Origin of the sequence: Endozoicomonas sp. ALD068 (assembly GCF_049310145.1) — a bacterium.
Lineage (GTDB): Bacteria > Pseudomonadota > Gammaproteobacteria > Pseudomonadales > Endozoicomonadaceae > Endozoicomonas_A.
Genome location: NZ_JBLYNU010000004.1, coordinates 4929606 through 4944692, shown reverse-complemented (window position 1 = coordinate 4944692; position 15087 = coordinate 4929606). Strand labels below are relative to the sequence as shown.

Here is a 15087-nt window from a genome sequence, read left to right as displayed (position 1 = left end):
CTTGTCTCAGGGTTAAGAGGGAAAGGCACTGTACACGTTTGGGTATGATCTGAAGTGCAATGCTCACGTCTATCTGTCTACCACCAGCGGCGGTTAACCGATGACAAAAAGACATGGAAGGCAATAGAACTTGCCAACATTGTAAAACTCCCAAAGTTCCTATCGTCTATCCTCACTGCTCCTATCCCCGGAAAAAAGGATAGAACCATTAAAAGTCTACTCTCGCACGTATTGGCCTTTTTGCCTTTCGTCTGCCCGGTTGAGCCACAGACTTATGGTTTTATCGTTGAGGTTGATCAGAATGAGGCTTCGACAAGCCAGAGTTTTTCTATAAAAAATGAGCCGGGCCTATTATCTGCAATGCCAATGACCGATGGGAGGCTGATGCAAAACGAACCATCACACATGATCATCACTTTGATGTACGGAACGGGCGGTGGTAACTATTCACGGATAACAGAGTCAGAGGATCATGGTCAGTCGTTCAATAGACATTCAGAAAAATCACATTATTTATACGACAACGACCATAATGATGAAAATTCGGGTCGGCCCACTGACTCACGACATAGCTTTGACAAGAATTGCCATGAACAGCCCTGTTGTAATCAACAGAGAGTCTGTATCTACGCTCCTTCCAAAAGTACCCGGTGTCGTTCAACCTCAGATGACTCTTTCGCTTGCGATGTCTATTTGCAAACAGGCGATCAGGAATCTGGCTCGGAAAGCCATCCTGCTGAAGCACCGACAGTTGTCTCAGGAGCTGACAGCACAACCGGTGCGTCATTAAAACTAAATCCACCACCTGCGAAAAAACAAAAGAAGGCAGGCTCCAAAAAATACCGATGTGATCACCCCGGCTGTGAAAAATCACTTAGCTCTCAAACCTCGTTGTACAATCACAAAAGCCAATATCACACCGGAGAACGAAACTGCCCTGATTGCCAGAAGCCCCTGCCAAACGCTCAAGCCCTGACGGTTCACAAAAGAAAAGATCACACCGGAGAGAAAACCTGCCCTGAGTGCCAGAAGACCCTGTCAAATGCTCTAGCCTTGTCGGTTCACAAAAGTCAATATCACAGCGGAGAGAAAACTTGCCCTGAATGCCAGAAGACCCTGCCAAACACTCAAGCCCTGTGGGTTCACAAAAGAAAAGAACACACTGGAAAGCAAACCTGCCCTGGGTGCCAGAAGACCCTGCCAAACGCTCAAGCCCTGGCGGTTCACAAAAGAAGAGAACACACCGGAGAGCAAAACTGCCCTGAGTGCCAGAAGACCCTGCCAAACACTCAAGCCCTGTGGGATCATAAAAGAAAATACCACACCGGAGAACAAACCTGCCGTGAGTGCCAGAAGACTCTGACAAACACTCTAGCCCTTTCGGTTCACAAAAGAAAAGAACACACCGGAGAGCAAACCTGCTCTGAGTGCCAGAAGACCCTGCCAAACGCGAAAGCCCTGTCGGCTCACAAAAGTCAATATCACACTGGAGAGAAAACCTGCCCTGAATGCCAGAAGACCTTGCCAAACGCTAAAGCCCTGACGATTCACAAAAGAAAAGATCACACCGCAGAGCAAACCTGCTTTGAGTGCCAGAAGACCCTGCCAAACGCGGAAGCCCTGTCGGCTCACAAAAGTCAATATCACACTGGAGAGAAAACCTGCCCTGAATGCCAGAAGACCTTGCCAAACGCTCAAGCCCTGGCGGTTCACAAAAGAAAAGAACACACCGGAGAGCAAAACTGCCCTGAGTGCCAGAAGACCGTGCCAAACACTAAAGCCCTGTGGGATCATAAAAGAAAATACCACACCGGAGAACAAACCTGCCGTGAGTGCCAGAAGACTCTGGCAAACACTCTAGCCCTTTCGGTTCACAAAAGAAAAGAACACACCGGAGAGCAAACCTGCCCTGAGTGCCAGACGACCCTGCCACACGCCCAAGCCCTGTCGAATCATAGAAGAAAAGAACACAGCGGAGAGCAAACCTGCCTTGGATGCCAGAAGACCCTGCCAAACGTTCAAGCTCTGTCGGAGCACAAAAGTCGATATCACAGAGGAGAGCAAACCTGCCCTGAATGCCAGAAGACCCTGCCAAACGCTCAAGCCCTGTCGGATCACAAAAGAAAATATCACACCGGAGAGCAAACCTGCCCTGAGTGCCAGACGACCCTGCCACACGCCCAAGCCCTGTCGAATCATAGAAGAAAAGAACACAGCGGAGAGCAAACCTGCCTTGATTGCCAGAAGACCCTGCCAAACGCAAAAGCTTTGTCGGATCACAAAACTCGATATCACAGCGGAGAGCAAACCTGCCCTGAGTGCCAGAAGACCTTGCCAAACGCTAAAGCCCTGACGATTCACAAAAGAAAAGATCACACCGCAGAGCAAACCTGCTCTGAGTGCCAGAAGACCCTGCCAAACGCGAAAGCCCTGTCGGCTCACAAAAGTCAATATCACACTGGAGAGAAAACCTGCCCTGAATGCCAGAAGACCTTGCCAAACGCTAAAGCCCTGACGGTTCACAAAAGAAAAGATCACACCGGAGAGCAAACCTGCCCTGAGTGCCAGGCGCTACTGCCAAACATTCAGGCTCTGTCGAATCACAGAAGGCTACACCGGAAACGAAAGCTTGAAGATGCAAAGTCAAGTGATTGATTTCTGCTTGTCTCAGGGTTAAGAGGGAAAGGCACTGTACACGTTTGGGTATGATCTGAAGTGCAATGCTCACGTCTATCTGTCTACCACCAGCGGCGGTTAACCGATGACAAAAAGACATGGAAGGCAATAGAACTTGCCAACATTGTAAAACTCCCAAAGTTCCTATCGTCTATCCTCACTGCTCCTATCCCCGGAAAAAAGGATAGAACCATTAAAAGTCTACTCTCGCACGTATTGGCCTTTTTGCCTTTCGTCTGCCCGGTTGAGCCACAGACTTATGGTTTTATCGTTGAGGCTGATCAGAATGAGGCTTCGACAAGCCAGAGTTTTTCTATAAAAACTGAGCCGGGCCTATTATCTGCAATGCCAATGACCGATGGGAGGCTGATGCAAAACGAACCATCACACATGATCATCACTTTGATGTACGGAACGGGCGGTGGTAACTATTCACGGATAACAGAGTCAGAGGATCATGGTCAGTCGTTCAATAGACATTCAGAAAAATCACATTATTTATACGACAACGACCATAATGATGAAAATTCGGGTCGGCCCACTGACTCACGACATAGCTTTGACAAGAATTGCCATGAACAGCCCTGTTGTAATCAACAGAGAGTCTGTATCTACGCTCCTTCCAAAAGTACCCGGTGTCGTTCAACCTCAGATGACTCTTTCGCTTGCGATGTCTATTTGCAAACAGGCGATCAGGAATCTGGCTCGGAAAGCCATTCTGCTGAAAGTTTGACAGTCGTCTCAGGAGCTGACAGCACAACCTGTGCGTCATTAAAATTAAAACCACCACCTGCGAAAAAACAAAGGAAGGCAGGCTCCAAAAAATACCGATGTGATCACCCCGGCTGTGAAAAATCACTTAGCTCTCAAAACTCGTTGTGCAATCACAAAAGTCAATATCACACAGGAGAACGAACCTGCCCTGATTGCCAAAAGCCCCTGCCAAACGCTCAAGCCCTGATGGTTCACAAAAGAAAAAAACACACCGGTGAGCAAACCTGCCCCGAGTGTCAGAAAACCTTGGCAAACAAACAGGCCCTGTTGAATCACAAAAATCAATATCACACTGGAGAGAAAACCTGCCCTGAGTGCCAGAAGACTCTGCCAAACGCTCAAGCTCTGGCGGTTCATAAAAGAAAAGAACACACCGGAGAGCACAACTGCCCTGAGTGCCAGAAGACCTTGGCAAACAGTCATGCCCTGTCGGCTCACAAAAGTCAATATCACACAGGAGAGAAAACCTGCCCTGAATGCCAGAAGACCCTGCCAAACACTCAAGCCCTGTGGGTTCACAAAAGAAAAGAACACACCGGAAAGCAAACCTGCCCTGGGTGCCAGAAGACCCTGCCAAACGCTCAAGCCCTGGCGGTTCACAAAAGAAAAGAACACACCGGAGAGCAAAACTGCCCTGAGTGCCAGAAGCCTCTGCCAAACGCTCAAGCCCTGGCGACTCACAAAAGAAAAGAACACAACGGAGAGCAAACCTGCCCTGAGTGCCAGAAGACCTTGGCAAACAGTCAGGCCCTTTCGACTCACAAAAGTCAGTATCACACTGGAGAGAAAACCTGCCCTGAATGCCAGAAGACCCTGCCAAACACTCAAGCCCTTTGGGATCATAAAAGAAAATACCACACAGGAGAACAAACCTGCCGTGAGTGCCAGAAGCCCCTGCCAAACGCTCAAGCCCTGGCGGTTCACAAAAGAAAAAAACACACCGGTGAGCAAACCTGCCCCGAGTGTCAGAAAACCTTGGCAAACAAACAGGCCCTGTTGAATCACAAAAATCAATATCACACTGGAGAGAAAACCTGCCCTGAGTGCCAGAAGACTCTGCCAAACGCTCAAGCCCTGGCGGTTCATAAAAGAAAAGAACACACCGGAGAGCAAAACTGCCCTGAGTGCCAGAAGACCTTGGCAAACAGTCATGCCCTGTCGGCTCACAAAAGTCAATATCACACCGGAGAGAAAACCTGCCCTGAATGCCAGAAGACCCTGCCAAACACTCAAGCCCTGTGGGTTCACAAAAGAAAAGAACACACCGGAAAGCAAACCTGCCCTGGGTGCCAGACGACCTTCGCAAACAGTCAGGTCCTGTCGGTTCACAAAAGCAAAGAGCACAGCGGAGAGAAAACCTGCCCTGAATGCCAGAAGACCCTACCAAACACTCAAGCCCTGTGGGTTCACAAAAGAAAAGAACACACCGGAGAACAAACCTGCCCTGAGTGCCAGAAGACTCTGCCACACGCTCAAGCCCTGTCGGATCACAAAAGAAAATATCACACCGGAGAACAAACCTGCCCTGAGTGCCAGGCGCTACTGCCAAACAATCAGGCTCTGTCGAATCACAGAAGGCAACACCGGAAACGAAAGCTTGAAGATGCAAAGTCAAGTGATTGATTTCTGCTTGTCTCAGGGTCAGGAACGAAGGGCACTGCACACGTTTGGGTATGATCTGAAGTGCAATGCGCAGGTCTATCTGTCTATCACCAGCGGCGGTTAACCGATGACAAAAAGACATGGAAGGCAATAGAGCCTGCCAACATTGAAAAACTCCCAATGTTCCTATCGTCTATCCTCAGTGCTCCTATCCCCGGAAAAAAAGGATAGAACCATTAAAAGTCTACTCTCGCACGTATTTGCCTTTTTGCCTTTCGTCTGCCCGGTTGAGCCACAGACTTATGGTTTTATCGTTGAGGTTGATCAGAATGAGGCTTCGACAAGCCAGAGTTTTTCTATAAAAACTGAGCCGGGCCTATTATCTGCAATGCCAATGACCGATGGGAGGCTGATGCAAAACGAACCATCACACATGATCATCACTTTGATGAAAGGAACGGGCGGGGGTAACTACTCCCGGACAACAGAGTCAGAGGATCATGGTCAGTCATTCAATAGACATTCAGAAAAATCACACTATTTATACGACAACGACAATAATGATGGAAATTCGGGTCGGCCCACTGACTCCCGACATAGCTTTGACAAGAATTGCCATGAACAGCCCTGTTGTAATCAACAGAGAGTCTGTATCTACGCTCCTGCCACAAGTACCCGGTGTCGTTCAACCACAGATGACTCTTTCGCTTGCGATGTCTATTTGCAAGCAGGCGATCAGGAATCTGGCCCGGTAAGCCATCCTGCTGAAGCACCGACAGTTGTCTCAGGAGCTGACAGCACAACCGGTGCCTCATTAAAATTAAAACCACCACCTGCGAAAAAACAAAGGAAGGCAGGCTCCAAAAAATACCGATGTGATCACCCCGGCTGTGAAAAATCACTTAGCTCTCAAACCTCGTTGTACAATCACAAAAGCCAATATCACACCGGAGAACGAACCTGCCCTTATTGCCAGAAGCCCCTGCCAAACGCTCAAGCCCTGACGGTTCACAAAAGAAAAGATCACACCGGAGAGAAAACCTGCCCTGAGTGCCAGAAGACCCTGGCAAATGCTCTAGCCTTGTCGGTTCACAAAAGTCAATATCACAGCGGAGAGAAAACTTGCCCTGAATGCCAGAAGACCCTGCCAAACACTCAAGCTCTGTGGGTTCATAAAAGAAAAGATCACACCGGAGAACGAACCTGCCCTGAGTGCCAGACGACCTTGCCACACGCTCAAGCCCTGTCGGTTCACAAAAGTCAATATCACACCGGAGAGAAAACCTGCCCTGAGTGCCAGAAGACCCTGCCAAACGCTCTAGCCCTGTCGAATCACAAAAGCCGATATCACAGCGGAGAGCAAACCTGCCCTGAATGCCAGAAGCCCCTGCCAAACGCTCTAGCCCTGTCGAATCACAAAAGCCGATATCACAGCGGAGGGCAAATCTGCCCTGAATGCCAGAAGCCCCTGCCAAACGCTCAAGCCTTGGCGCTTCACAAAAGAAAAGAACACACCGGAGAGCAAAACTGCCCTGAGTGCGAGAAGACCCTGCCACACGCCCAAGCCCTGTTGGCACACAAAAGAAAATATCACACCGGAGAACAAGCCTGCCCTGAGTGCCAGGCGCTACTGCCAAACAATCAGGCTCTGTCGAATCACAGAAGGCTACACCGGAAACGAAAGCTTGAAGATGCAAAGTCAAGTGATTGATTTCTGCTTGTCACAGGCTCAGGAGGGAAGGGCACTGCACACGTTTGGGTATGATCTGAAGTGCAATGATCACGTCTATCTGTCTATCACCAGCGGCGGTTAACCGATGACAAAAAGACATGGGAGGCAATAGAGCTTGCCAACATTGAAAAGCTCCCAAAGTTCCTATCGTCTATCCTCACTGCTCCTATCCCCGGAAAAAAAGGATAGAACCATTAAAAGTCTACTCTCGCACGTATTGGTCTTTTTGCCTTTCGTCTCCCCGGTTGAGCCACAGACTTATGGTTTTATCGTTGAGGTTGATCAGAATGGGGCTTCGACAAGCCAGAGTTTTTCTATAAAAACTGAGCCGGGCATATCAACTGCAATGCCAATGACTGGTTGGAGGCTGATGCAAAAACAGCCATCACATATGCTCAGCACAAACGGATATTCGGGGTCAGGCATGCTGCCCGATGACAAACCCTGTCGGCGAAACAAACTTCAGATTATCACTTTGATGGACGGGGCGGGCGGCGGTAACAATTCCTGGGCAATGGGGTCAGAGGATCATGGTCAGTCATTCAATAGACATTCAGAAAAACCGCATTATCTATACGACAATGACCATAATGATGAAAATTCGGGGCAGCCCACAGACTCCCGACATAGTCTTGACGAAAATTGCCATGAACAGCCCTGTTGTATTCAACAGGGAGTCTGTATCTTTGCTCCTTCCACAAGTACCCGGTGTCGTTCAATCTCAGATGACTCTTTCGCTTGCGATGTCTATTTGCAAACAGGCGATCAGGAATCTGGCCCGGTTAGCCATCCTGCTGAAGCATCGACAGTTGTCTCAGAAGCTGACAGCAGAACTGGTTCATCATTAAAATTAAATCCACCACCTGCGGAAAAACAAAGGAAGGCAGGCTCCAAAAAATACCGATGTGATCACCCTGGCTGTGAGAAATCATTTAGCTCTCAAGCCTCATTGCGCAATCACAAAAGTCAATATCACACCGGAGAGCGAAGCTGCCTTGAGTGCCAGAAGTCCTTGCCAAATGCTCAAGCCCTGTCGGATCACAAAAGAAAATATCACACCGGAGAACAAACCTGCCCTGAATGCCAGAATACCCTGCCAAACGCTCAAGCCCTGTCGCATCACAAAAGAAAATATCACACCGGAGAACAAACCTGCCCTGAGTGCCAGAAGATCCTGGCAAACGCTCAAGCCCTGTCGTCTCACAGAAGAAGAGATCACACCGGAGAGAAAACCTGCCCTAAGTGCCAGAAGCCCCTTCCAAACGCTTATGCCCTGGCGGTTCACAAAAGAAAACATCACACGGGAAAGCAAACCTGCCCTGAGTGCCAGAAGCCCCTTCCAAACCCTTATGCCCTGGCGGTTCACAAAAGAAAACATCACACGGGAAAGCAAACCTGCCCTGAGTGCCAGAAGACTTTTGCAAACGGTAAGTCCCTGTCGGCTCACAAAAGTCAATATCACACTGGAGAGAAAACCTGCCCTGAATGCAAGAAGCCCCTGCCAAATGCTCAAGCCCTGGCGTTTCACAAAAAAAAAGATCACACTGGAGAGCAAACCTGCCCTGAGTGCCTGGAGACTCTGCCAAACGCTCAAGCCCTGTGGGTTCACAAAAGAAAAGATCACACCGGAAAGCAAACCTGCCCTGGGTGCCAGAAGACCCTGGCAAACGCCCAAGCCCTGTCGGTTCACAAAAGTCTATATCACAGCGGAGAACAAACCTGCCCTGAGTGCCAGAAGATCCTGCCAAACGCGAAAGTCTTGTCGGTTCACAAAAGAAAAGATCACACCAGAGTGCAAACTTGCCCTGAGTGCCAGAAGCTCCTGCCAAACCCTCAAGCTCTGTCGAATCACAAAAGACAACACCGGAAACGAAAGCTTGATGATGCAAAGTCAAGTGATTGATTTCTGCTTGTCGCAGGCCCAGGTGGGAAAGGCTAGCACCTGGCAGGCTGGTTGCGCTGGTATAGTACCCCAAAAAAAATTGAATAATTGGTCAAGGAATTGCAATACTCACTCTGTATAAAAAAAATAGACGGCAGGAGTATGCATGAATAGCCAGACTCATAATCCCGACCTCATCCACCAATTAAACGACAAACCACCATTATTTCGAGCTTTTTTCAGTGCCCTGCAGCATATGATAGCCAGCTTTGTGGGGGTTGTGACACCGACCCTGGTCATCGGTGGGGTGTTGGGTTTGGGAGAGCATATTCCTTACCTGATCAGTATGGCGCTGATCGCCTCAGGGATAGGTACCTTTATCCAGGCCAGACGGTTTGGTCCCCTGGGGTCTGGTTTGTTGAGTATTCAGGGAACCAGTTTTGCGTTTTTGAGCTCCCTTATTGCTGCCGGTTTTGTGGTTAAGAGTCGGGGAGGCAGCAGTGAAGAGATTATTGCACTGATGACGGGTCTTTGTTTTTTCGGGGCATTTATCGAGATTGTCCTGAGCCGCTTTTTCCATAAGCTGCGCAAGATTATTACGCCAACCATTACCGGAATTGTTATTTCACTGATTGGTCTCAGCCTGATTAAGGTAGCTGTGACCGATATGGCCGGTGGCTTCAATGCGCCTGATTTTGGTGCGCTGAGCAACCTTGCAGTGAGCATCACCGTGTTAGCGACTGTGATCTTTTTTAATCGCAGTTCTCGTCCCATGGTGCGTCTCTCGGCGATCTTCCTTGGCTTGCTGGTGGGCAGCCTGATAACACTTTATACCGGTAAAATGACTCTGCAGGGATTGTCGGACTCGGTTTTATTTACTGCTCCGGTGCCTTTTAAATATGGAATGACCTTCGATTGGGAGCTATTCATTCCGATTGCTCTCATTTATGTCATAACGACCATTGAATCTACCGGTGACCTGACTGCGACAGCAAAACTTTCGGGTGAACCTATTGAGGGTGATGGATACGTTGAGCGTATTCGTGGCGGTATTTTGGCTGATGGCGTGAACTCTCTGACCGCAGCTTGCCTGAACAGCTTTCCAACGACGACGTTTAGCCAGAACAATGGTGTGATTCAAATGACCGGTGTCGCCAGCCGGTTTGTTGGCTATATCATTGCCGGTTTGTTTTTAGTGATGGGACTTTTCCCGATACTCGGGGCCATCCTGATGCTGGTTCCCAAGCCTGTGCTGGGTGGGGCTACATTGGTTATGTTTGGCACGGTGGCCGCTTCAGGTATTCGCATCCTGGCTTCAGGATCACTTGATCGTCGACAGGTAATGATCATTGCTGTGTCCATGGGTATGGGGCTGGGCGTCACTATTGTGCCCGGGGTGCTGAGCCAGATGCCGGAACTGGTCAAAAACATTTTCAGCTCGGCGATTACCACCGGAGGTCTGACCGCTATTTTGCTGACACTGGTTTTGCCTGAAGATTCCGGGCCTGAATCCAGCGATCAGAGAAAAGTGGTGAAAAATATTAATGCATCTTCGGGAGCCATCAAAGAAGAAACCACTTCCTGATTATTTCCGTCATACCCTACAACTCGTTCCCCGTCATAAATCTCTGGAGCATTGGAACCAGAGATTTACGACAGCCTCTCAAGACACCAGCTTTCTGGCAGAAAGCTGGTGTGCAGCCATGATGGCCTCTTGATCAAGATGAAGTAGTGTTTCATCTTTAATCAGCCACTTTCCTGCACACATAACGGCAGCTGCTTTATGGCCTCCACAAAGAACCAGTGCTGCCAGTGGGTCATGGCTGCCACTGAAACGCAACTCATCCAGGCTGAAAAGAGCAAGGTCGGCTTGCTTTCCTTCTGCCAGTTCTCCAATATCGCCCCTGCCAAGCACTTTGGCTGAGCCTTTTGTTGCCCAGTACAGAGCATCGAGATGAGTGACTTCGTCTGCGGCGTAACGCAGACGATTGATCAGCAAAGCCTGACGGACTTCCTGCATCATATTGGAGCCGTCGTTTGAAGCGGAGCCATCCACACCCAGTCCGACGTGCACGCCTGCAGACGCCAGTTCTTTGGTGCGGCAGATGCCCGATGCCAGCAGCATATTCGAGGTAGGGCAGTGACAGACGCCCATGCCCGCCTGTCCCATTCTTTTGATTTCATCGTCATTGAAATGAATACCATGGGCCAGCCAGACATCGTCAGCCAGCCAATCCACAGATTCCAGGTAATCCAGTGGCCGTAAACCGAACCGCTCGATGCAGAAGTTGTCTTCATCATGGGTCTCAGCCAGATGGGTATGTAATCGAACATTGTGTTTACGGGCCAGCCCAGCGGTCTCTTTCATCAACTCTGTGCTGACTGAAAAAGGTGAGCAGGGTGCCAGGGCAATCTGAACCTTTGCCCCCTCGTCTGACTCATGATAACGATGAATCAGACGTTCGGAGTCGTCGAGTATCTCAGCTTCTGTTTGCACGGTAGACTGGGGAGGAAGGCCTCCATCCTTCTCTCCAAGGCTCATGGAACCCCGAGTCAGTATAACCCTGCTGCCAATACTGTCAGCGGCCTTCACCTGAATATCAATGGCTTCTGTGAGTGCTTCCGGGAATAGGTAGTGATGATCTGCCACTGTTGTACAACCGGACTGCTGCAGTTCTGTCAGTCCCAGCTGAGTGGCGTTAAACAGCATCTCTGGCTTCAGTCTGGCCCAGACAGGATAAAGCGTTTGCAGCCAGGGAAAGAGTTTTTTATTCAGTGCCGGAGGGAAGGCGCGGGTCAGGGTCTGATAAAGATGGTGATGAGTATTGATCAGACCGGGAAGGAGAACCTGTCCGGAAGCGTCATAGCTTTGATCACAGGAGACTTTCGGAGACTGTCCCGAGGGAACCAGCTCTGTGATCTTGCCGGAGCTTTCATCAATCACCACGCCGTTACCGGCGTCCTGACTGTTTGCGGTGAAAATAGCCAGGGGATGTTTTATCCAGACTCTCATCATCTGCCTCTTGTTATGAGCAGGACGGTCTGGATAGTGCAACAAGCTGCCGTATACCATAGACCGCCAATACAGCAGTTTATGGCAGTGACTTGCGTGTTAATCTGCCCGGTTCATTTTTACCTTGTGACTCTACAAGATTTTTATCGTTTCTCAAACCTTCAGACCGCAACCACGAAGAACAATGTCGCAGATAGTGTCAGCGGCTTGATCGTAGGTTGAGGCAGGCAGTTTCTTTTTGTTCATGATAAGGCAGATCTGTTTTTCATAATCAGCGTAATGCTGAGTCGATCCCCAGATCATAAAAATCAGGTGCATGGGCTCTACCCGGGCCATTTTACCCTCATCCATCCAGTGCTGAAAAATCTCTGTTTTGTTTTTAAACCACTGCTGGGTAGAGTCCTTCATGGACGGAGACAGCTGCTGGCAGCCATGAATGATTTCACTGGCAAAAATTCGGCTGGCTGTGGGGTATCTTCTGGAGACTTCTATTTTTGAGCGGATATACCGTTCAAGTGACTCTGCAGGGTCATCTTTCGGATGAAAGCTGTTCAGTTTGTCATTCCAGAGATACAAAATATTGTTAAGAACTTCGTCATAAATTTCCTGCTTGTTACTGAAGTAATACAAGACAGTCGGTTTTGGTAAATCGGCCAGGTCAGCTATACGCTGGATTGTGGCTCCCCCGAATCCATGCCGGGCAAACTCCTGTTCGGCAGCTTTCAAAATCAGCCGAACTCTCTCGGTTCTTATACGACCGGTCTTTTGGGGCGTACGTTTTACGACAGCCATGCGCGGATCCTGATTTATAGTTTTCGATCATCCCTTGGGGATGATTTATACCATTGGCAGGAAGCATAGAAAAGAATTCGGTCGTGTCCATTAAAGTCAGGCAGAAAGAAATTGAGGAAACCGTGACACTCCGCGCCTTGGAGCCTGACCGAGAATAGCGCCCGTAGCGAGGACGGCAGAAAATTGAGGATGAAAATTCGGTTTTGTGAGGAGAATAGCGAGCTATTTGACGAACAAAAGCGGATTTTCAGACCAATTTGCTGCCGCCGCAGTAGGGCAGTCTATTCTCGGTCAGGCTCCTTGGAGGGTGTCGCAAAAACTCTGGTTGCCATGCTTTTAGGCCCTGTGGGTTCCAGCGTGGGAACGAGTTGTTGGAGTTTTGCGACACCCTCAATCGGGCGGAGGGAGATATAAGTCGGGAAGGTCGGGCCGCGTAGGTCGGGCCGCGTAGGTCGGGCCGCGCTGGTGAAGAGCCTTATGCTTGCGTGTTTGTGCATAGTTGGCTAAATTCACTGTCGGTCTGTCTCTATGCAGAAACTCACGATGATGAAAACCAAGCACTGTTAACAAAAAATTAAGGCAGAGCCAACTGCCCAACCGCCCTTGAAGAACCAGATGAACCCATACCTGAGTGACCCGTTAAGGCAGCGGCAAATCAAACAAAAGACCAATAAATAACCGAGGGGCACCCGGTTGCTGCTGATGGAGGCTTCTGCGTAAGTCCGGTCGTTATAGGCTGGCTGTAGCTTATGAAGTCAGAAGCCTCGCCTGACAAGGCGGGGAGTGTCAAGGTGAGCTGCCTTGTTTCCTCCCGGGGCAGTTCTGGAAAATTGGATTTGTGCAGCAGGAGTGATGGTGCCTTTTATTGATTTTTCAGGCTTATCCTGGAAGCCGAGACATTATTTGAAACAGCAGATTCCAGAGCCCTGGAGAGACTGGCTGCTGGACAGAGGTTCCCTGACTCAGCGTTTGAAACATGAGTTTGACGGCGACTTCAGGGTTCAGGTTATTCGTCACGGGACCTTTATGCCGACCTGTTCGGAGCTAAAGTTTCTCAATAACTATGAACAGTCAAAGGCTACGTCCACGTCTGGTGAGTTGGCAGGATCATTCGAAAACAGACATTGCAGCAAAATGGCTTCTATCAGGGAGGTTCTGCTGATCTGTGGTGGCCGACCCAGAGTGTTTGCACGAAGTGTATTGCCTCACAGCAGTCTTATTGGCACGAACAGAGAGCTGCTGCAACTGGGCACTAAGCCCCTGGGGGAGTTTTTATTTAATCATCCCGGTATGCGTCGGGGACCATTTGAGGTAGCGGAACTGCCGGCTCGTCAGTTTAATCCTCATCTGGTTGAAAAATACTCTGATGAAACAGCCTGGGGAAGGCGGTCGTTATTTTATTTGCACGAAAAGTCTATATCTGTTTGTGAAATCTTTTTGCCGGACCTGTCTGAACAGACAGAGAAGCACTCCAGAGTCATGTCGAAGCATCCTGAACCCTGAAGCTCTACAAGAATGATTGTTTGTCGAAGCACTTACCTCGTGAAATATAGAGATTTCCGCAGTCGGTCTGGTCATGGCCTGATTGAGAACCTGGCCTGACCTGATAAACTGGCGATGCGGGTCATGATTCAGGGCGATGAGCAATAAGAATCTCAGCGATGATAATAAAGATGCAGATAAGCAGCTAAATATTATGATGCAATTCAGAAAACCAATGGCGGTATTGGCAGGCACTGAAGTAGTTCTGCAACGATTTCCCCGTTTAAAAGATTTCTTACGGCTGGCCCGGCTGGACCGGCCTATTGGTATTTATCTGTTGTTCTGGCCTACTATGTGGGCACTCTGGGTGGCGGCAGAAGGTGTACCGAGTCTGAAGAATCTGGTGATTTTTTCGGTCGGCGTGGTTTTGATGCGCAGTGCAGGCTGCGTTATTAATGACTTTGCTGACAGGAAAGTGGACGGCCATGTTAAGAGAACACAGCATCGACCGCTGGTAACGGGTAAAATTCAGGAAAAAGAAGCGCTGATCTATTTCTCCGGTATGGTACTTTTGTCTTTCATTCTTGTACTCTTTACCAATACTCTTACCGTCCAGCTCTCTTTTGCCGGATTATTGCTGGCCTCGGCTTACCCTTTTGCCAAAAGACACACTCATCTGCCTCAGGTGGTTTTGGGGGCTGCTTTTGGCTGGTCGATACCCATGGCTTTTGCGGCTCAGAGTGGCTCGTTGGGAAACATCGTCTGGCTGATGTTTCTGGCCAATCTCTTCTGGACAGTGGCTTACGATACTCAATACGCCATGGTGGATCGTGACGATGATCTGAAAGTAGGTATCAAGTCCACAGCCATTCTATTTGGCGAGATGGATAACCTGATTGTTGGTTGCCTGCAGGTACTTACCCTGATGACACTGGCCATGGCAGGCCATCAACTGGAGTTAGGTGCTCTCTATTATCTCTCATTGTTGGCTGTCGCAGCCCTTTTCGTTTACCAGCAATGGTTAACCCGTCGTCGTGAGCGTGAAGCCTGCTTCAGGGCGTTTCTTAGTAACCACTGGGCCGGAGCCATTGTATTTGCAGGTTTCGTGTTGAGTTATCTTTGATCTTCAATCCG

At 49.3% G+C, this 15087-nt stretch carries 9 protein-coding genes and 1 pseudogene; 8 read left to right on the top strand and 2 right to left on the bottom strand.

Features of this window, described 5'->3' with window-relative positions; translation table 11 throughout:
- Positions 1 to 54: 54 nt before the first annotated feature.
- The 6 genes and pseudogenes from ACO6V5_RS18065 to ACO6V5_RS18040 all read left to right on the top strand — a co-directional run bounded on the left by ACO6V5_RS18065 (position 55) and on the right by ACO6V5_RS18040 (position 10251).
- The gene (locus ACO6V5_RS18065; RefSeq protein ID WP_422492136.1) at positions 55 to 2655 is read left to right on the top strand and encodes a C2H2-type zinc finger protein; all 2601 of its coding nucleotides are present in this window, start codon (positions 55 to 57) and stop codon (positions 2653 to 2655) included.
- A 60-nt stretch (positions 2656 to 2715) separates the two neighbouring features.
- Positions 2716 to 5073, top strand: coding sequence for a C2H2-type zinc finger protein (locus tag ACO6V5_RS18060; protein ID WP_422492135.1), 2358 nt, complete (start codon positions 2716 to 2718; stop codon positions 5071 to 5073).
- A gap of 391 nt (positions 5074 to 5464) precedes the next feature.
- Positions 5465 to 6763 (top strand): C2H2-type zinc finger protein, encoded by a 1299-nt coding sequence (locus ACO6V5_RS18055; protein WP_422139578.1) that lies wholly within the window; start codon positions 5465 to 5467, stop codon positions 6761 to 6763.
- 31 nt (positions 6764 to 6794) lie between these two features.
- Positions 6795 to 6896 (top strand): annotated as a pseudogene (locus tag ACO6V5_RS18050) (transposase); the annotation flags it as partial.
- A gap of 258 nt (positions 6897 to 7154) precedes the next feature.
- Complete coding sequence (locus ACO6V5_RS18045) at positions 7155 to 8687, top strand: C2H2-type zinc finger protein (RefSeq protein WP_422139579.1); 1533 nt, start codon at positions 7155 to 7157, stop codon at positions 8685 to 8687.
- 145 nt (positions 8688 to 8832) lie between these two features.
- Complete coding sequence (locus ACO6V5_RS18040; RefSeq protein ID WP_422136394.1) at positions 8833 to 10251, top strand: uracil-xanthine permease family protein; 1419 nt, start codon at positions 8833 to 8835, stop codon at positions 10249 to 10251.
- A gap of 78 nt (positions 10252 to 10329) precedes the next feature.
- Here ACO6V5_RS18040 and ACO6V5_RS18035 read toward each other — a convergent pair whose 3' ends face one another.
- The gene (locus tag ACO6V5_RS18035; RefSeq protein WP_422137058.1) at positions 10330 to 11682 is read right to left on the bottom strand and encodes an 8-oxoguanine deaminase; all 1353 of its coding nucleotides are present in this window, start codon (positions 11680 to 11682) and stop codon (positions 10330 to 10332) included.
- A gap of 150 nt (positions 11683 to 11832) precedes the next feature.
- Positions 11833 to 12471 carry a TetR/AcrR family transcriptional regulator gene (locus ACO6V5_RS18030; RefSeq protein ID WP_422136395.1) on the bottom strand — a complete coding sequence of 213 codons (639 nt, stop codon included), beginning with the start codon at positions 12469 to 12471 and terminating at the stop codon, positions 11833 to 11835.
- 852 nt (positions 12472 to 13323) lie between these two features.
- On the opposite strand from ACO6V5_RS18030, the gene ACO6V5_RS18025 reads away from it, so the two are divergent.
- Entirely contained in the window at positions 13324 to 13974 is a 651-nt protein-coding gene (locus ACO6V5_RS18025) for a chorismate--pyruvate lyase family protein (protein WP_422136396.1), read from the top strand.
- A gap of 214 nt (positions 13975 to 14188) precedes the next feature.
- Positions 14189 to 15076: a 4-hydroxybenzoate octaprenyltransferase gene (ubiA, locus tag ACO6V5_RS18020; RefSeq protein ID WP_422137059.1), complete on the top strand. Its 888-nt coding sequence runs from the start codon at positions 14189 to 14191 to the stop codon at positions 15074 to 15076.
- Positions 15077 to 15087: the final 11 nt, after the last annotated feature.